We start from the raw sequence: 19,245 nt of genomic DNA on the forward strand, positions 1-19,245 counted from the left end.
GTCTCGATGATGTCAGGCACCATCGCCGCCATCGATCACCTCGGCGAGCCAACCGTTGGTATAGATCCACGCCACAGTTTCGCCGGTCGCGAGATCGAGGACATGCGCGCCGCCACCGAAGCCATCGAGACGCGGCCGGGAGCAGGTGTTGGCGTACTGAAAGCCCCATCGGCCGGTGAGGTGGAATTCGGCGGCGCAGCGTATGACGAACTGGATCAGCCGTTCGGGATCGCCGGTGACATCGTCGCGCATCCAGAGTTTGGAGCCGCCATGCTCGGGCTGGATGGACAGGAGGAAGCCATCGGACGGCGGTTCCTCGGATGCTCCGTCCTCGGACAGTTGGTTGTAGAGATCGAGCGCGCGGGCTGCGGTCTCGGGCGTGCCGACATCGAGCAGGCATGAGAAATGGGTGAAATAGTCGGCCATGAGGCCACTCCCGGAGAGCAGGGAACGGGAGAGCCGGCAGGCGCTCTCTCCTCCATGTCCGGCTCGCCACGTCCGGGCCAAACTCTCCCTCTCGATCGGCGCGCATGAAAAAAGCCCGACGCCCCCGAAGGGACGCCGGGCTCGTCAAGTCAGATGAGGACCGCCGTCACTCCGCGGCGGCGAGGTGCCGTTCCTCCTCATCATCGGTGTTGGTCTCCTCGTCATCGCCGTCGAGGAAGTCCGGCAACGCCTCGTCGCCCTCGCCAGAGTCCGCCTCGGTGCTTTCGGCATCGGCGCCGGAATTGCGCAGCGGTTCGGGCAGCCAGCCCGTCTCGGCGAGGAGACGTTCGGCTTCGGTCGCCATGTCGCCCTTCTTCAGATGTGCGATGAGTTGGGCGGCGCGCTCGCCGGCGCCTTCACGCACCGCTTCGAGGATGCGGGGCTTGGTGACGCGGCCGAGATAGTTGGCGACGGTCGGCCGCCACCCGGCTTCGGCCATGTCGAGCCCGACCGCCAGCGACAGGCGATCGGCTTCGGCGATGCGCTGTTCGACACTATGCGCCGAGACACGGCCACCGTAGCGATCGGCCCGCTCATAAAGCGCATTGACGCCGAACGAAGCGCAATGGGCGAAGAGTTCGGCCTGTTCGGGGCCAGTCAGTGCGGCCAGCCCATCCCAGAGATCAGCGACTTTGGCCGGGAGCCGTTTGCGCCAGCTATCGTGCCGGGCCTCGATCGCCTTGGCATAGACGCTGTCACGAAGCCCTTCGGGCTGCGAATGGAAGGTCGTGCCCCGCACGCTGACCTCCATCGCGAAGCCGTACTGGCTGCCGCCGTAGAACACGTCCTGGCAGAACTTGTGCAGGACGGCGACGAAGGCGACCGAGGGATCGGTGGCGAGCTTGTCGCGGAGCGCGAGGGTGCGATCGGCGGTCAGCTCCGTGATCAGTCGATCGGGGAGCGGCTTGATCGTGTCGTCCTCGTCCTCCTCCTCGGGCTCGGCAGGTTTGCCGCAGATGGTGATGACCGCGCGCTGGACCGAAGGCGACGCCGGATAGTCAGCGTCATCGTCGCCGCCATCCTGCTCTTCACCCTCGCCATCGCCCGCCTGGTTGGCGATCTCGTCCTCGGGTCGGACATAGCCGCGGTCGATCGACAGCGTGCCGTCGGCGTCCAGGCTGACGAAGACCCCGGCGATCGCGATGTCGGCGGGTTCGTAGTGGACCGGCCGCTCGTCGAAGCTGGCGAGCGCGGTTTCGATTTCGCCAAGGCGCTGATCGATCTCGTCCGGCAACTCGTCGGCGTTCTCATATTCGGCCTCCAGCTTGGCGCACTCGGCGTTGAGCGCCTCGATGGTCGCCTGTTCGTCAGCCGTCAGGTCGAGCGGCGTGCCCACGATCTCGCGCAGGCCGTGGGTGGCGCCATAGGGGAAGCTCATCGCCACCTCGATCCATTTCCAGCCTTCGCCGGCGATCGCTTCGGCGGAGGCTTTCAGCTTGTCGGCGACCAGGCGATCGAGCAGCGCAGGATCCTGCAGCCAGCCGCCGTCGTCATCCTGGAAGAGATCGCGCAGCACGCAGCCGCCGTTGGTTTCATAGGCATCGATGCCGACGAATACGGCCCGCTTGTCGGATGCGCGGACGGCGGTCTCGGTCAGCATGCGCCGGATCTGGTAGGGTTCCCTCTGCCAGCTATTGCGAACCGACTCCCAGACCTGCTCCTGACGCGCATGATCGTTGGTGACGGTGAAGGCCATGAGCTGTTCGAGCGTGATGCCGTCCTCGGCATAGATATCGAGCAATGACGGCGAGACGGCCGCGAGGCGAAGCCGCTGCTTCACGACCTGGACGGACGCGAAGAATGCAGCCGCAATCGCCTCCTCGGTCATGCCCTTCTCGCGCATCGCCTGGAACGCGCGGAACTGGTCGAGAGGATGCAGCGGGGCGCGTTCGATATTCTCGGCCAGCGACACCTCGTCGACGAGGATGTCGGCATTGGCGTCCGACACCACGCACGGCACCTTGGAGGTCTTGGTGAGGCGCTTCTGCTTGACGAGGAGCTGCAGCGCGCGGAAGCGACGCCCGCCCGCCGGCACTTCGTACATGCCGGTTTCCTGGCCGTCGGCATCGAGCACCGGCCGGACGTGGAGGGACTGGATGAGACCGCGCCGGGTGATCGACTCGGCCAGCTCGTCGATCGAGACGCCAGCCTTGACGCGGCGGACGTTCGACTGGCTCAGCACCAGCTTGTTGAAGGGGATGTCCTGCGCCGACGACAGGGTGATCTTCTGAATGGCAGTTGCCATGAGACTTACTCCGCGACGGGCGCCGAAAGCCTCTCTCTCGACCCTAAACCCGTCACGAAGCGAAGCACCGCCCTCTCACTCTAGGAGGGCAGCGACACCATCAAACGCCATCGGTAAGGTCACTGCCAGAACCGGCGATGATCCCGCGCCAGTCCTTCGTATTCGCCCATGACGGCTTGATGCCGCCCTAGAAATTCGAGCGCGGTTCGATGCCGAGGAAGCGGATCATGTTGTCGGGCGCGACGAAGTTGACACCCGAACCCAAGCTGCGGTCGCCTGTTGCGACGAGGCGGCGGAAAATCGCTACCTTGTCAGGATGCATGGGGGCGCCGCCCCACACAGCGTCCTGTACATATCGCGCGATGAAACCGGCGAGGACGTCGGCGACCTGAATGCCGATAGAATCGTGCGATCGCTGGAATTGCAGGTCGGCCGCCTGCGAGAATTCGAAGTCGGCCGTCTGCAGGGGCAATTTCACGCCAAGCTGCGCCAGGTCCTCTGCGAGCTTCTTGTTGTGCAGAAGAATGTCTCCGAACTGCAATTGCTCGTCGTGGAACAGCGTCACGCCGGAAACCTGCTTTCGCGCGAAGCGATTGATCCGGGCGTAGATGTTGGTGAACGATGTCAGGTTCGGCAGAACCCAGAGCAGCTTCCCGGCGGGATTCTTGTCGGGAATCGGTAATGCCCGCTCGACGGCCTTGGCTTTCGGCAGCTTGCGGAAGTCCTTCAAGCTGTCGCGCGCAAAACGGATGATCCCCGCCGCCACGTCAGTAGGCGGAACTCCGCTTCCCTGCGCCCACCGAATTATTTGCTTGTAAAGTTCGCGTATTTCCGCGTGGTCTCTGCTTTGGCAACATGCGGCAAAGGCGTGAGCCAGCTCGGGAGGTGCATATAGCGCCATGTAGTTCGCCATAACGCCCTTCATCCAAAGGGCGCCAGGTTGAGTGTCGCATTCCCCCACATAGGGCACCACCATTCGCTCGATGATGTTCACGACAACGAAGAAGTGCTTGTCGACAAGCTCGATAAAGATTGGGGCGCGGCGCGTCTCAAGGAGGTCCAGAAGATCAAAGATGAAGCGCGGCTTGTCATAAGCCTGTTTTGATTTGAGCTCCGACGACTGGATGCGGTGCGCCTTTTTTAGTGCGCCCAATTTATCGGTGAAGTCCTGGTCGAGCGTGCAGCCGAATGCAGCCAAGGCGAACATGCGCTGTTCGACGAAGTAGGAGTCGATTTTGACCGTGCTCAGGTCGCCGGTATTGCCGCTTTCATCGATGTAATATTCCGCAGGCGCCTGCTCTAGCATTCTGTATCCAGTCGCTCGTTTGGCGATTGTGCTCCATGCCGCACCACTGAATAGGTGACCTGGATCTGGGCCACAAGACAGCCCGGAAACAGTATGGCTAGGGGACGCAAAGCCGGAGACACGGACAACCGCATCTCCGGCATTGCGGGGATCAGGCGGCGCGATCGAGCAGCTTCTTGGCCTTGCCTTCGAGCTCGAGCCGCGCGTCCTGGTGGGGCTTGTCGCGCGCGACGGCGGTGATGCCCTGGACGAAATCGAAGATGCTTTCCGGCGGGCGGCCTTCCTCGGCCAGCACCGCGTCGATGATTTTGCCCGTCTCGGCTTTCGAGAAGCCGCGGCGGCGCAGGAATTCGGTGCGCTCTTCGTCCTTGTGCGCGACGATGCGTTCGCGCGCCGCCTTGATGCCGGTGATGAACGGCTGCGGTGAGGAGTCCGCGAAGCTGAGCAAGGCCGGCGCCGCCTCATGGGCGAAGCGCGAAGCGGCGTATTTGGAATGGCGGATGGAGATCTCCTCGAAATCTTCGACGCCCCACAAATTGCGATTCTGGCACACGGCCCTGAGATAGAAGGACGCGATACCAAGGGTCTTGGCGCCCACTTCGCTGTTCCAGGCATAGAAGCCCCTGAAATAGAGATCGGGCGATCCATCCGCGAGCTTGCCGGCTTCGATCGGATTCAGATCGTCGACGAGGAAAAGGAAGACGTCGCGATCGGAAGCGTAGAGCGTCGTGGTGTCCTTGGTGATGTCGACGCGCGGATTATAGACGCCGGTCGACCAGTCGAGGACACCGGGCACTTTCCAACGGGTGTCGCCGGTGCCGTTGCCGGCGATGCGCTGCACGGCTTCGACCAGCTCGTGGTCGTAGATCCGGCCGTAGTCGGGGCCGGTCACGGCGCGCAGCTCGACGCGGCCGTCGTCGGTCTCGAGGGTCTTGATCTGCTCGGCGCGGTGGGCGGTCAGCCCATATTGCAGGTTGATGCCGGCGAGCGCGGCGGGGAGCTGCCGCAGATAGGCGGCCGGCGCGCCGACCTGGCTCGCGAGCTGACCGAAACTCCAGTGCGTCGGAGCGATGGGCTTGTCGGCGCCTGGTAGGATCAGGGCAAGCCGTTCGGGATCGGTGCGGCTGGCTTCGACATGGATAAGCGCGGATTCGACAACGCGCGTTCGGCTGCGCTCGGTGCGCTCGCGGACGGTCCGGCCGAGTTCGGCGAGCGAGAGATAGCGCTCGTCGTCGGGTCGCGAGAACCACTCCGAGGAAACCCGACCGATGCGCTCGCCGCGGTTGATGTCCACCTTCCAGCCGCCACTCACGTCGCGCCGGGCATCGAGAACCTGCATGTTCATGGGATCAAACTCCATGACGGGCGCCGGAAGACTCTCTCCCGACCCTCAACCCGTCACGGAAATCCGGTCCACACTCTCACTCTAATGAGGGCGTTGCGGGGTCTCCCCGCAGAAGGGGTCGGCCGAGACCCTGGGCTCGGCCGCAGGGGAAGGCTTTCCCCTCCAGGCCCCCTCTCAATCGCTGGCCCTTCCAGTCGGTTTGGGGGAGATTGAAAACTGTCAGAAAACCGCATATATTTCTGACAGGAGAAGTGCCGTGCAACGACTGACCGAACAGATTCTGGCGCACACCGAGGGCTTGCCCGAGGGCGCTCCGATCGCGGCGAAGAGCCTGCTCCATCTCGGCAATCGCGCCGCGGTGGATCAAGCCTTGTCGCGACTGGCTGAACGTGGCCGGCTGATGCGTGCCGGGCGCGGCGTCTATCTGCGCCCGGTTTCGAGTCGGTTCGGCGTCCGCGCGCCCTCCGTCGAGAAGGCCGTCGAAGCCCTCGCGCTCCAGCGCGGCGAAACCATCGTGTCGAACGGTGCCGCGGCCGCTAACGCGCTCGGCCTCACGACACAGGTGCCGGTCCGGTCGGTCTATCTGACATCGGGCCGTAGCCGGACGATGAATCTGGGCCAGCAGGTCGTCGAGCTGCGGCATGCGCCGCGCTGGCAGTTGGCGCTGGCCGATCGGCCCGCCGGACAGGCGGTGCGAGCGCTCGCCTGGCTGGGGCCGGAAAAGGCAGAAGCCGCCTTGATGACGTTGAAGCGCAAGTTGCCGTCTTCCACGTTCGGCGAACTCGTCGCGGTCGCGCCCCAGCTACCGAGCTGGCTCGCCAGGACGGTCGGCAAAGTTGCATACGGCCGAAGGAGCCATTCTCAGGTGGGCGGCCTACCTATTTAGATTGTCCGAAATTTGTATATTTATTTCGGACAATCCACTTGGTTCGCGTCCGAAAAAGGACTACAATTTTCGGACATGAACACCGACTCGCCCGCTCTGAAGAAAGCCATGCTCGAGCGCATCCGTGCGGATGCGCCACGCAAGGTCTGGACGCCCAGTGACTTCGTCGATCTCGCCTCGCGGGACGCGGTCGATAAGGCGTTGCAGCGGCTGACGAAGGTCGAAATCCTTAGGCGGATTGATCGTGGGCTCTACGATCAGCCTGGCTTCAACAAACTCACCCAGAAACCCAATCCGCCTGATCCGCGCTCAGTCATCGACGCCGTCGGGCGACGTGACCAAACCCGGATGCTTGTCGACGGCATGACCGCGGCGAACGATCTGGGCCTAACTGACGCCGTCCCCGCCAAAATCGTGGTGCACACCGACGCTCGGCGCCGCGCGATCAAGCTCGGCAACGTAACGATCACCTTCCGTCCAACCGCGGCCAGCAAGCTATTCTGGGCCGGACGACCAGCGATGCGCGTCGTCCAAGCGCTTCACTGGCTGCGCGATCTCCTGGTTCGTGAAGGAGAAAGTGATCAGGTTAGGCGCAAGCTCGCCAATCTTTTCGAAGATCCCACGGTGGGACCGCCCCTCAAAGCGGATCTCACTGCCGGTATGACAGCTCTTCCGACATGGATGTGGGTGTTTCTCAAGCCGCTCGTTGAAAGCGACGCCGGCGTTCGTCGTCGGCACGTCGATGATGATCGTGATGATGCTGATCATGATCGTCATCAACAAAGAACGGCGGACGATGCCGATGATCAGCGTCATGCTGCCGTCGCCCGGCCCAAGCGAAAGCCGCTCTCCCCGCAGAAGGCACAAACTGCCAAGCGCGGTGCAGCCCGGGCGGTGAAGACATGAATCCGGCTTTCGACGAGGTTCTCGCGGCCGGGTCGGACGCGATGTTGAGCGCCTTCGATACGACGGCGCTACGCCTCGGCACGGCGTCTCAGAATATCGAGAAGGACTTCTGGGTCTGCTGGACGCTGGATGCCTTGTTCAATGGCTTGAAAGAGGGCGGACCCCGCCTCCTCTTCAAAGGTGGAACCTCCCTGTCCAAAGGGTTTGGTTTGATCAATCGCTTCTCCGAAGACATTGATGTCACGGTGTTTCGGGACGACATCGGCGAGCCGGCGACCATCGAGGAGCTCGAAGCGCTGAGTAGCAAAAAGCGCCGGGCGCGCCTCGATGCGATCAAGGACGCCTGCCAAGCCTACATCAACGGCCCGCTGCGGGCTGAGTTGACGCAGATCCTGCAGGACCGGCTTCAGGCTGCCGGCCTCGATGCCGGCGCGGCCCGAGTGGAAGCCGATGACGCTGATCCCGACGGGCAGACGCTTCTGATCTGGTATCCCGCGGCGACGCCGCGATCGGATTATGTGCGGGCAGCGATCAAGATCGAGTCGGGCGCGAAATCCGCGCTCGATCCGAACAGCGAAGTGCCGATCAAACCCTATGTCGATGATGATCTGCCGGCGCTCGACCTGACCGTGCCGGCCGTCCGCACGGTCGATCCGGAACGTACCTTCTGGGACAAGGTTGTCATCCTCCATGGGCTGCGGCGCTGGTTCGACAAGCGCGGCGAGCTGCGCGGGGGCGGCCAACGCGTTTCCCGTCACTATTATGACCTGCACCAGCTCGCCGCGGCCCGCGTCGGCGCCGCCGCCATCGCTGATCCGGCGCTCGGTGCGGATTGCGTCGCGCACGCCCGGATGTTCTTCAATCGACCGGACTTCGATCTCGCGAGCGCTGCGCCTGGCTCGTTTGCACTCGCCCCGCATGACGCGATGATCGAGCAACTGCGCGTCGACTACAGGGCCATGCAGGGCATGATCTTTGGCGATCCACCGGATTTCGAGGCGGTGCTCGACAGCATCGGCTCGCTCGAGACGCGTCTCAACAAGAAGGGCGATACGGGAGGCGGGGCCGCGCGATGAACCAGTTGGAGGGAGCTTTCGACACCGGGCAAAAGGCAGACGCGCGTGGCGCGGGCGAAGCGATCGTAACCCCGCTGCGCAAACGCCGCCTCAGCGGCGAACTCTACGAGCGCGACCCGAAGATAGAAGCCCTCATCGCCGAATTGGCAGTCCTGCCGCGTGATGGCTTGATCGCCAGGGCGGAAATCACCAAGCGCTCGGACCCGGGCTACGTCCCGAGCGAATGTCTCGTTTACTTCATTCGCGCGAGCCGTCGCGACAACAACGAGGTGTGGTTCGAGCGCCTCTATCGGATCTTGACCGAACGGGTGCTGCGCAGTTTGCCCAGGGCGGAAAGCTCCGATGGAAAGACGGAATCGCTGACGCGCGGGGTCGTGCGCGACAAGGTGTTCGGCCGGTTCGTCGAGCTCTTTTCGGCGGACCGCGCCGCCTACGACGAAAAGGTCGACTACTTCGAGGTGCGCTTCGATGGCGCGCTAGCGAGCCTGCGGCGCGATGCGCAGGAAAAGGCCTGGCGCGACGAAAACCGTTCCCAGCCCCTCGAATATGACGAGGAGAGCGGAGAACTGTCACCGGAGGTCGAGGCGGCCGCAGGGACCCACGATCCCTTCGCCGTGTCGGATTTCGACGACCCGTCTTACCGGTCGCGCCTGGATGCAGCGATTGAAGCTCTACCGACAGAACAAAGCAGGATCATTCACATGTTGAGACAGGGCTTCCCCATCGACTCCAAGGAGCCGGACGTCATGACCATCGCCAAGGCTTTGGGCCGCTCCGAAAAGACCGTCCGAACCTACCGCGACAAGGCCTTCGCCGCCCTGCGAGCTGCCATGGCCGACGGAGACGAGCGGTGAGCCCCGGCGGCGGACGTCCATCCCGCGAGGCCGTGCTCGACGCGTTCGCGGTCGAGAGCGAGCCTGGCCGGTCGACCTTGGAACGCTATCTGCGGCTATACCCGGAATATGCCGGGGAGCTCATCGACCTCTCGCGCGAACTCAGCCGCGAGGCTTATGAAGATGCCGCACCCCTCTCTGCTACCGATCGGGCGCTGATCGACGCTGCCTGGTCGCAACACGCGAAGGTTATGCCGGCGGCAGCAGCCGACCCTTTCGCGGCGCTGACGGTCGATGACTGGCGCGCCGTCGCGCAGCGTCTGGACGTGCCCCGGCAGGTCGTGACCGCACTGCGCGAACGGCGGGTCTCTCTCGTCAGTATCCCGCGACGCTTCCTGGCGATATTGGCGGATGCGATGCGCAGCTCTGTCGCACAGTTGGAGTCGTCCTGGGGGCCAGCGCACCTGATTGTCGCGCGCAGCTATAAGGCCGACAGCAAACCGGTGGCCGGCGAGCAGGTCACCTTCGAGCAAGTGCTGATCGATGCCGGCGTCCCGGCCGAGAAGCGCGCCCGGCTGTTGGCGGAGGCGGACTGACATGGACAGTGTGGAGCTCGCCAGGCAAGTCGCCGCCGAGCTTCACGCTCGCCTCGTTGCATCCGGCGCCGATCCCTGGTCGCCCTATGACTTTGCTGTCGCCGAGGCCAAGCGGCGGGGGATTGATGTCGAACGGACTGCCGCCGGCGCAGCCGTCCTCAATGGCGGCCGCGCGACTTTCGTCGCCGCCGACGATCTGATTCTTCACGAGAATATGGGCTCTCCGTTCGAGCAAGCTTTCCTCGTGGCGCATGAGATCGGCCATGTCGAGCTGGGCGACGATCCTGGTGGCGAAGCGGCGCCGATGATTGATCCGGCACGCCCGGCCGAGCCCTCACCAGTCGGAATGGATCGGGTTGTCGATTATGGACGCCGGCAACGCCGCGAAGTCCAGATGGACCTGTTCGCGCGCGAACTGCTGCTTCCGCGCACCGTCGCGCGGGCGCTCCATGTCGACCAAGGGCTCGCCGCGTCCGCCATCGCCGCGAAGCTCGGCGCGCCGTTCGAGGTCGTCGCGCAGCAGTTGTTCGATGCTTTGCTGCTGCCGCCCGTGCCTCCCGCCGCGACTGCGGCGCATGTCGAACGGCCGCTCAATCCGCTGCAAGCGGCCGCTGCGGCGCATCGCGGCGAAGCCTATCTGCTTGAGGCGGGGCCTGGCACCGGCAAGACGCAGACGCTGATCGCGCGCGTCGAGGGCCTTCTAGGCGAGGGCGTCGATCCACGGCGCATACTGCTGTTGACCTTTTCGAACAAGGCAGCGGGCGAGATGGCCGAGCGGATCGCGCGCAAGCGGCCCGAGGCTGCGGCCGCGATGTGGATCGGCACGTTCCATGCCTTCGGCCTCGATATCATCCGTCGTTTCCATGCGGAGCTCGGCCTGCCGAAGGACCCGCGGATGATGGACCGGACCGAAGCGGTCGAACTCCTCGAGGGGGAGTTCCCGCGGCTTAGGCTCGCGTACTACCGCAATCTTTACGATCCGACCCAGATCATTGCCGACATGTTGGCCGCCGTATCGCGGGCGAAGGATGAGGTGGTCGACGCCGAAACCTACGCCGCGCTCGCCGACGCCATGCAGGCGAAAGCCCAGGACTCGGATGCGCGCGAGGCGGCGGAACGCGCCGGCGAGGTTGCCCGCGTCTACGCGGCCTACGAACAGCTCAAGCGCAACGCGCATTGCATCGACTTCGGCGATCTTGTCGCCTTGCCGGTGCAACTGCTCGAAAAGGAGGCGGCCATCTGCGCGGCGCTGCAGGCGCAATATGATCATGTCCTGGTGGATGAGTATCAGGACGTGAACCGCAGCAGCGTGCGGCTGCTGAGCGCACTGCGGCCCGACGGCCGCAATCTCTGGATGGTCGGCGACGCCAAGCAGTCGATCTACCGGTTTCGCGGTGCCTCATCCTTCAACATAACCCGGTTCGGCAAGGAGGACTTCGCCGGTGGCAATCGCGGTCGATTGAAGCGTAATTATCGTTCGGTGCCGGAGATTGTCGCCAGCTTCTCCAGTTTCGCGATCACGATGCGCGCCGGCGATGCGGATAGTGGCCTCGACGCGGACCGCGACGCCAATGGACATAGGCCCGAGTTGCGCACGGTCCAGCGCGCCGAGCAGCAGCAGGTCGCCCTGGCCGACGCTATCGAGGAGCTGCGGCGTGACGGCTACGCCTATCGTGACCAGGCGGTCCTGTGCACCGGCAACGAAAAGCTGTCGACGATCGGGCAGGACCTGGAACGGCTCGGCGTGCCGGTCCTCTTCCTGGGAAGTCTGTTCGAGCGGGGTGAGGTCAAGGATCTCCTGGCTCTCCTCTCGATCCTGGTCGATCGGCGCGCCATGGGCCTGGTGCGCATTGCCTGCTGGCGAGACTTCGCCACCTCCTTTGCCGATGTGGTCGCGGTCTTCGACCATCTGCGGGCGGCCGAGCACGCGCCGGCGGGCTGGCTGCGGCATGGCGAGGCGATCCCCGGTTTGAGCGACAGGGGGCGGCAGACCGTTGCCAAGCTCGCGACTGCGCTCGATGGTTTCGATCAGACGGCCTCGCCCTGGACCGTGCTCGCGACGCTGTTGCTCGATCGCACACGCATCGCCGCGCGCCTGGGCGCGTCGGAGGATCTCGCCGACCGCACACGGGGCATCGCGATCTGGCAATTCCTCAACTTTGTGCGGGTACAACCGGCCGGACGCGGGCTGCCCATCACGCGCCTGCTCGATCGTGTGCGCAGGCTCGTGCGGCTCGGCGACGACCGCGACCTGCGCCAATTGCCGGCGGCCGCCCAGCATCTCGACGCCGTGCGGCTGATGACCATCCATGGCGCCAAGGGCCTAGAGTTCGGTGGCGTCCATATTCCTGGGCTTAACAGCGACACGATCCCACGCACGCCGCCGGCGCCGCCCTGTCCGGCGCCCGACGGGATGATCGCGGGGGCGGAGGGCAGTGCGCTGGAGGCGTTCCGCGCAGGTCAGGCCGAGGAGCAGGAGTGCCTATTTTACGTGGCGCAGTCGCGCGCCCGCGATCGCCTGATCCTTTATGCGCCGACCGAGAAGAGTAACGGCCACAACCGACCGCTTTCGCCATTCCTCGACCGTCTCGGGGCGACCTTAACACGCCGTTCGCTCGTGCCGGCACGGCCGCTTCCCGTGGCCGCGGAAGCTCGGGATATCGATTTGGTGGTCGACGGACGGCTGCGGTTAGGCGCCCCGCAGATCGCTCTTTATGAATCCTGCCCGCGTCGCTTCTTCTACACGCATGTCCTGCAGGTCGGCGGCCGGCGAACCGCGACCGCCTTCATGCATCTGCATGAGGCGGTTCGCGTGGTGGTCGAGGCGGTGATCGCGTCGGATGGACCCGTGTCCGAGCAGGCGCTGCAAGATCGCATCGATGCGGCGCTCGCCGGCGAGGGGCTCGGCGAGCACGGCTATCGCGCGGAATTCCGCGATCTGGCGCTGGCAATGCTGCGCTTCTTCCTGGCGAACCGCGCCGAAGCAGTCCCCGAAGCGCCGGTCGCGCTCAGCCTCAGTTTCGGCGGCGAGGAGATCATCGTTCGGCCGGACGAGGTGCTGGTGCGGCCGGACGGCATCCGCGCCGTGCGCCGCATTCGCACGGGTCACATGCGGTCGGCCGAGGGCAAGGATGTCGGCGCGGCGGCGCTGATGCTGGCGGTCAGGCAGTCCTTTCCCGGCGCGGTCGCAGAGCTCGTCCATCTTTCCGACGGCGAGGCACATGCGCTTGCCTTGTCCGATCGGGAGCTGAAGGGGCGCAAGGACAAGCTCGCAAAGTTTCTCGGCGACATCCGCGCCGGACGGTTTCCGGCCGAGGTTTCGTCGCGCACCTGCCCGAACTGCCCGGCCTTCTTCATCTGCGGGCAGACCCCCGACGGCCCCTTGCAAAAAAAGTTCGTCTGACCTTACCGGTCGGCCTCCCTCGCTCCGATTGGACCCTTAGAGCCGCGGCGCTGCCTCGGCCGAACCTAAGGACCCAATCTTATGAACACCGAAGAACTTCTTGATTACGACGATCTCGGCAACGCCCTGCGCGAAGGCCGGGCGTTGCGTCCGGCGCGGGGGTATCGCTTTCTCCTCGCGCAGGGCGATCTCAACTTCCAGTCCCGTGTGGTGAGCGATCCCGTGCCGCTCGGCCGCCAGTTGCTGGAAGCCGCGGCACTCGACCCGCGGGACGGTTACAGCCTCATCGCGATCCTGCCCTCGGGCGATTTCGAGGATGTGAGGCTCAACGAGCCGTTCGACCTGCGTGAGCGCGGCGCCGAGCGGTTCATCGCCTTCCAGACCGACCGCGACTTCAAGCTGACCCTCAACGACCACGAGCTGCTCTGGGGCAAGCCGGTCATCAGCGGCACGGTGCTCTACGGCCTCGCCAAGCCCGGCGAGGGGGAGGCCGTCTTCCTCGAGGTTCCCGGCGGTGAAGATCGCCTGATCGAGCATGGCGAGCTGATCGATCTGGTCCAGCCCGGCATCGAGCGGTTCATCACCGCGCGGCTGACGTTCGAGATCATCGTCAATTCGCGGCCGCGCACGGTGAACGCCCGCACGGTGACGTTCGAACAGATCGTCCAGCTCGCCTTCCCGGGCCAGCACGAACCCAACGTCGTCTTCTCGATGACCTATCGGCACGCGGCGTCGACGCCGCCCGCCGGTGAGCTCGGGGTTGGCGGCTCCGTCGACGTCAAGAAGAAGGGCACGGTGTTCAATGTCACGCGCACTGTTCAGTCGTAATCCGGACCTCAAGCGGCTGCGGGACGAAGGCTACTTCGTCCAGCAGCAGGGCGGGTATCTCGTTATGCGCGAGGTGCCGTATGTCGATGCGCGCCGGGAGGTGCGCATCGGCACCCTCATCTCCAGCCTCACGCTGGCCGGAGATCAGACGCGCCCGCCCGACACCCATGTCATCCACTGGGACGGCGATTTCCCGTGCCACGCCGACGGCAGGCCCATCCAGGGCATCTCGCATGCGGCCGGCGCCTTCGATCTCGGCCACGGCCTGAAGGCGACGCACAGCTTCTCCAGCAAGCCAGACGGCGGCTACTCGGACTACCACCACAAGATGACGAGCTACGCGAATATCCTCGCGGGCCCGGCCGCAGTGCTGAAGTCCGGCGCGACGCCTCGCACCTTCCGCGAACCGGAAGAGGAGGAGGACAGCGTCTTCAACTATGTCGAGACCGCCTCCGACCGTGTCGGGATCGGCGTCCTGACCGAGCGACTCGTCAACGAGCGGGTCGCCATCATCGGCGTCGGGGGGACCGGCGGCTACATCCTGGATTTCGTCGCCAAGACGCCTGTCCGGGAAATCCGGCTGTTCGACAGCGACGAGTTCCTGACCCATAACGCGTTTCGCGCGCCGGGCGCTCCGAGCCTGGAGGAATTGCGGGAAGCGCCCAAGAAGGTCGAATACCTGAAGCGCATCTACAGCCGGATGCACCGGAACATCGTGGCGCACGATGTCGCGCTCGGCGTCGACAACATTCACCTTCTCGACGGCGTCACCTTCGCGTTCCTGTCCCTCGATGCGGGTGACGCTAAGCGGCTGATCGTAGAGAAGCTCGAGGCGATCGGCGCCGCGTTCGTCGATGTTGGCATGGGGCTCGAGCTCGACGAGGGGTCGCTGGGCGGCATCCTGCGCGTCACCGCCAGTACGCCGGAGAAGCGCGATCACGCGCGGCAGCGCATTTCCTTCGTCGGCGGCGGCGCCAAGGACATCTACGCCTCCAACATCCAGGTCGCGGATCTCAACGCCCTGAATGCTGTCCTCGCGGTCGTCAAGTGGAAGAAGATTCGCGGCTTCTACCGCGACCTCGAGCGCGAGCATCACTGCACCTACACCACCGACGGCAACATGCTGATCAACGGGGATCTCGCGTGATACGGCACAAGCGACTCGAACATCGTTTCGTCGAACACATCCCTGAGCGCCTTGAGGCAGGCATTCTCTATGTTTCGATGGAATATGCCACATCAGCCCACAGCTGCTGCTGCGGTTGCGGCGAGGAGGTCGTCGCCCCCTTCACGCCGACGGACTGGAAGATGACGTTCGATGGCGAGACCGTCTCCCTTCGGCCGTCGATCGGCAATTGGACGCTGAAATGCCGGTCACACTATGTGATCGACCGCAGCAAGGTGATCGAGGCCGGCCCCTGGAGTGACGAGCAGGTCGAAGCCGAGCGTCGTCGTGACCGCGCTGCCAAAGCGCGCTTCTACGGGCAGACGCCAGCGATCGAACTTGCCGTTCAGCCCGCTCCCGTCAAGGCGGCTCCCGGCTTCTGGCGCCGCGCCTGGCGTTGGCTATCTGGCAGATCGTGACGATAGGCCCGACGGCAGGTTGCCGTCGGGCTATCCCGCTTCGGAACGCAGCGCAGCCCTAAGAGACAAATCAAGAACATCTATCAGGAGCTTACACGGTCTTCGCCGAAATCCTTGTGCAAGGAATGACCGACACACCATATATTGATGTTAGGCATGGGGCGATCTCCTAGCACGTGCGCGTCTCCACTCATGGTGGTGGGGACGTGGGCGAGCTTCTTGCGACCTCCTCCGGTGCCTGGCGAGGACAGATAGGCATCGAGAAGGAGCGTGGAGAATGGATGCTACCGAATTCAAGCCCGGCGATCTTGTGCGGGTGAAGTCAGGCGGGCCGATCATGACGGTCGAGCAGGTCGGGAAGACGGCCATGCTGGAGGAGGATGCCGTCTGGTGTGTCTGGTTCGAGAAGGTGGGCAACAAGCAGGTCGCGCGGAAAGACACGTTCGCGCCGGTCGTGCTGGAGAAGGCTGAGAAGCCACGAGCCGCGTTCTCCGTCGGCGTCGTTCGGGCGTAGCGTGGTGCCTCATGCCGTTTCGCGGCCTGTTCATCGGCATCGACCGTTATAGCTCGACCGGCATTGATGAGCTGACCTGCGCGCGTCGCGACGCGACGGCGCTGGAGGCACTGTTCTTCGACACGCTGGGCGGCAGCACAGTCTTGCTGGCAGATGCGGAGGCCACGCGGCAGCGGATTGAGGACGCATTTGCCGACCTGGCCGGCTGCGGCCCCGAGGATACGGTGGTGATCGCGTTCTCCGGCCATGGGTCGGAGACACATGAGCTCGTCACCCACGACGCGAATCCAGATGATCTCGCCGGCTCCGCGATCCCGCTCGAGCTGTTGCAGGAATGGTTCTCGCGGATACCGGCAAAGCGCCTGATCCTGTTCCTCGACTGTTGTTTTTCCGGCGGCATTGGGGCGAAGGTTCTGCACGTCGATGCGAAGCCGCGCAGCCTTTTGTCCGCCGAAGCGCGCCTGGCTCAGCTTGGCGGCGCTGGTCGGATCATCTTCACCGCCTCCGCGGCGACCGAGCCCGCCTATGAGCACCGCCGGTTCGGGCACGGCTTTCTGACCCACTTTCTGCTTGAGGCGCTATGTGGCGCCGAGGAAGTCGTGAGCGGCGGCAAGCTCTCGCTCTACCGCCTCCTCGAGCATGTCACGAGCCGCGTCCGGGCGGCCGCGCTGCAGGGCGGCAAAGAGCAGAACCCGACCATGCGCGGGAGCATCGACGGCGATGTCGCGTGGCCCGTGTTCGTGCCGGGCGCTAAGTATCGGGCGGCCTTCCCGGCGCGTCTGCCTGCCAAGGTGACGTCCGATCTTGCCAGCCTCTCGTCGGCCGGTTTCCCCGACGCGCTTGTCACCGCCTGGGCTGGAGCGATCCCGTCCTTGAATGCGCTTCAGATCTCCGCCATCACCGACTTCGGCGTGCTGGACGGCGAGAACCTGGTGGTGTCGGCCCCGACATCCTCGGGCAAGACGATGGTGGGCGAGCTCGCGGCGCTCCGGAACGTGCTGGATCGCAAACGGGCTTTGTTTCTGCTGCCGCTTAAGGCCCTTGTGGCAGACAAGCGGCGGCACTTCGAGAGCGTCTATGGCGGTTTCGGGGTCCGCACGGTGGAAGCGACGGGCGAGACGGACGACATCGCGCCTCTGCTGCGGGGCCAATACGATGTCGGTCTCCTGACCTATGAGAAGTTCGCCGCGATCGCGCTGACATTCCCTCATGTGCTGGCGCAGGTCGGCGCGATCGTGATCGACGAAGCGCAGATGATCGCCGACCGTGGCCGCGGCGCGAATCTGGAGTTCATTTTGACGCTCATCCGGATGCGCCGGCGTGAGGGGATCGAGCCCCAACTGATCGCGCTTTCGGCTGTGATCGGGGACACGAACGGCCTTGAGCAATGGCTCGGCGCGCGGCTCTTGCGGCGCACGGAGCGGCCCGTTCCGCTTGAGGAGGGCTTGTTGCTCGGCACCGGGCATTTCCGCTTTCTTGACCCGGAGAATGGCAATGAGCAGGTTGAGGGGCCGCTCGTTCGGCGTCTTGTCGGCGGCAAAGGATCCAGCCAGGATTGGATCATCCCGCTGGTGCGCAAGCTTGTCGCCGAAGGCCAGCAGGTGATCGTGTTTCGCGAAACCAAGGGCGAAGCCCGCGGCTGCGCCAACTATCTCGCAGAGTCGCTCGGATTGCCTCCGGCTGCCGAGGCGCTGACGCAGATGCCCGGCGGCGATCCCTCGCAGGCCAGCGCCGACTTGCGGAGCGCGCTGGGGCGCGGCGTCGCTTTCCACAACTCGGATCTCGACCGCGAAGAGCGGCGCGTCATCGAGGAAGAATTTCGCCGTAGCGGCTCGGGCCTGCGCGTCATCGCAGCCACGACGACGCTGGCGATGGGCGTGAACACGCCCGCGTCATCGGTCATCATCGCCGGCTTGAATCATCCCGGCGACGAGCCCTATTCGGTAGCCGAATACAAGAACCTAGTCGGTCGCGCGGGAAGGCTTGGCTTCGCCGAGAAGGGAGCTTCGTATCTGCTGGCGCTCGATCCGCGCGCCGAGCATGATCTGTGGTCGCGATACGTGACCGCGGAGCCGGAAGACTTGGTGTCCCGCTTCCTCGACGGTACAACCGACCCACGCTCCCTGATTATCCGCGTCCTAGTCGCGGCACAACGAGCGGCCGGCGAAGGCGTGCCGAGCGAGGAGATTGTCGAATTTCTGGAATCGAGCTTCGGCGCGTTCCAAGCCCGGCGCGCCCATAGCGCGTGGCAGTGGAGCCGGCCGGATCTGCTTTCGGCCCTAGCGGATTTGGAACGCCACGGCCTGGTGCAGAAGAACGCTACAGGCGCGTATGAATTGACCAAGCTGGGCCGTCTCGCTGGCGAAAGCGCGGCAGAGGTCGGGTCCATCGTCGCGCTCGTAGATTGCCTCGGCTCGCTTCAGCCCCAAGAAATCAGCGATCCCGTCCTGATTGCCGCAGCTCAAACGACGGTCGAGGTCGATCAACTCCTTTTTCCGATCAACCGAAAAAGCACGCAGAAAGAGCCTCAGCTATGGCCCAACGAGCTGCAGAGGCAGAATGTGCCGTGGCACGTCCTGAACGCGCTTCAGCGCGGGACAACAGAAGATCATCAGGCGACCCTGCGTGCGAAGAAGGCGGTCGCTTGTCTTTTGTTCGTGTCCGGTCGTGCCATGAGCGAGATCGAGCGCGTGCTGACGCAGTTCGGTGGTGCGTTTGGCGGCGCCGCCGGCCCCATACGCGCGGTCGCAGCGCGGACTTGCGATCTGATGCCGGTCGCGGCTCGCGTCGCCGAGATCCTGCACCCCACGCTCGATCTCGGTGACCGTGTGAGACGTCTGGCGATCCGGTTGACATATGGCGTGCCCAGCGCCGCCGTCGACCTCGCCCAATTCGCTGGAGCCGATTTGCTGCGGGGCGACTATTGCCGCTTGGCCGCCGCGCAGCTCTGTGAGCCCGAACAGATCGACGCCGCAACTGATGACCAAATTCTGGCATGCGTGGACAAGGACAGGCGCAAGCTTGCACTTGTCCGCGATGCGGCGAAGCGCGTTGCCAAGCGTCGGGCCGAAGCGGTGGCGCCTTCCGCCCCGATCCTTGAAGTATATGTGCCCTAAATTGCGCGCAACGGGGGCGTGAGGCGATTGCGTCAGATGCCCCCTCTGCGAGACGTTCCTGCCTCAGAAAGTCTCCAATGCTGGCGGAGCCAATGCGGCAGCGGGCGATCAAGCGGTCGAA

General features: G+C 64.6%; 15 protein-coding genes. 11 read left to right on the forward strand and 4 right to left on the reverse strand.

Annotated elements, in window-relative coordinates:
• Positions 1 to 12: 12 nt before the first annotated feature.
• The 4 genes from V5F59_RS18815 to V5F59_RS18830 all read right to left on the reverse strand — a co-directional run bounded on the left by V5F59_RS18815 (position 13) and on the right by V5F59_RS18830 (position 5,382).
• On the reverse strand, positions 13 to 426 hold the full coding sequence (locus tag V5F59_RS18815) for a hypothetical protein (protein ID WP_006022619.1): 414 nt from the start codon (positions 424 to 426) through the stop codon (positions 13 to 15).
• Positions 427 to 592: 166 nt separating this feature from the next.
• On the reverse strand, positions 593 to 2,731 hold the full coding sequence (locus V5F59_RS18820; RefSeq protein ID WP_006022620.1) for a ParB/RepB/Spo0J family partition protein: 2,139 nt from the start codon (positions 2,729 to 2,731) through the stop codon (positions 593 to 595).
• A gap of 187 nt (positions 2,732 to 2,918) precedes the next feature.
• On the reverse strand, positions 2,919 to 4,037 hold the full coding sequence (locus V5F59_RS18825; protein ID WP_006022621.1) for a DUF3800 domain-containing protein: 1,119 nt from the start codon (positions 4,035 to 4,037) through the stop codon (positions 2,919 to 2,921).
• 151 nt (positions 4,038 to 4,188) lie between these two features.
• Positions 4,189 to 5,382 (reverse strand): hypothetical protein, encoded by a 1,194-nt coding sequence (locus V5F59_RS18830; protein WP_024338475.1) that lies wholly within the window; start codon positions 5,380 to 5,382, stop codon positions 4,189 to 4,191.
• Between the two features lie 256 nt (positions 5,383 to 5,638).
• Here V5F59_RS18830 and V5F59_RS18835 point away from each other — a divergent pair, with 256 nt between their 5' ends.
• The 11 genes from V5F59_RS18835 (at position 5,639) to V5F59_RS18885 (ending at position 19,124) form a co-directional block, all read left to right on the forward strand.
• The gene (locus V5F59_RS18835) at positions 5,639 to 6,268 is read left to right on the forward strand and encodes a DUF6088 family protein (protein ID WP_006023614.1); all 630 of its coding nucleotides are present in this window, start codon (positions 5,639 to 5,641) and stop codon (positions 6,266 to 6,268) included.
• A gap of 108 nt (positions 6,269 to 6,376) precedes the next feature.
• A complete protein-coding gene (locus V5F59_RS18840; protein WP_393976649.1) occupies positions 6,377 to 7,174 on the forward strand; it encodes a DUF6088 family protein in 798 nt (265 codons plus the stop codon).
• Entirely contained in the window at positions 7,171 to 8,250 is a 1,080-nt protein-coding gene (locus V5F59_RS18845) for a nucleotidyl transferase AbiEii/AbiGii toxin family protein (protein ID WP_006023612.1), read from the forward strand. The genes V5F59_RS18840 and V5F59_RS18845 overlap by 4 nt, the downstream gene beginning before the upstream one ends.
• Positions 8,247 to 9,104: a response regulator transcription factor gene (locus tag V5F59_RS18850; RefSeq protein ID WP_006023611.1), complete on the forward strand. Its 858-nt coding sequence runs from the start codon at positions 8,247 to 8,249 to the stop codon at positions 9,102 to 9,104. The genes V5F59_RS18845 and V5F59_RS18850 overlap by 4 nt, the downstream gene beginning before the upstream one ends.
• Positions 9,105 to 9,136: 32 nt before the next feature.
• Positions 9,137 to 9,679, forward strand: coding sequence for a hypothetical protein (locus V5F59_RS18855; RefSeq protein WP_250173605.1), 543 nt, complete (start codon positions 9,137 to 9,139; stop codon positions 9,677 to 9,679).
• A 1-nt stretch (position 9,680) separates the two neighbouring features.
• A complete protein-coding gene (locus tag V5F59_RS18860) occupies positions 9,681 to 13,082 on the forward strand; it encodes a UvrD-helicase domain-containing protein (RefSeq protein ID WP_006023609.1) in 3,402 nt (1,133 codons plus the stop codon).
• Between the two features lie 81 nt (positions 13,083 to 13,163).
• A complete protein-coding gene (locus tag V5F59_RS18865) occupies positions 13,164 to 13,910 on the forward strand; it encodes a multiubiquitin domain-containing protein (RefSeq protein WP_006023608.1) in 747 nt (248 codons plus the stop codon).
• On the forward strand, positions 13,885 to 15,057 hold the full coding sequence (locus V5F59_RS18870) for a ThiF family adenylyltransferase (RefSeq protein WP_006023607.1): 1,173 nt from the start codon (positions 13,885 to 13,887) through the stop codon (positions 15,055 to 15,057). Before V5F59_RS18865 ends, V5F59_RS18870 begins: the two co-directional genes overlap by 26 nt.
• Positions 15,054 to 15,494: a ubiquitination-like system serine protease family protein gene (locus V5F59_RS18875; RefSeq protein WP_006023606.1), complete on the forward strand. Its 441-nt coding sequence runs from the start codon at positions 15,054 to 15,056 to the stop codon at positions 15,492 to 15,494. Before V5F59_RS18870 ends, V5F59_RS18875 begins: the two co-directional genes overlap by 4 nt.
• A 277-nt stretch (positions 15,495 to 15,771) precedes the next feature.
• Positions 15,772 to 16,008: a DUF2158 domain-containing protein gene (locus V5F59_RS18880; RefSeq protein WP_006023605.1), complete on the forward strand. Its 237-nt coding sequence runs from the start codon at positions 15,772 to 15,774 to the stop codon at positions 16,006 to 16,008.
• An 11-nt stretch (positions 16,009 to 16,019) separates the two neighbouring features.
• Positions 16,020 to 19,124 carry a DEAD/DEAH box helicase gene (locus tag V5F59_RS18885; protein ID WP_006023604.1) on the forward strand — a complete coding sequence of 1,035 codons (3,105 nt, stop codon included), beginning with the start codon at positions 16,020 to 16,022 and terminating at the stop codon, positions 19,122 to 19,124.
• Positions 19,125 to 19,245 lie beyond the last annotated feature (121 nt).

The sequence above is a fragment of the Xanthobacter nonsaccharivorans genome, assembly GCF_043194755.2.
Lineage (GTDB): Bacteria > Pseudomonadota > Alphaproteobacteria > Rhizobiales > Xanthobacteraceae > Xanthobacter > Xanthobacter autotrophicus_G.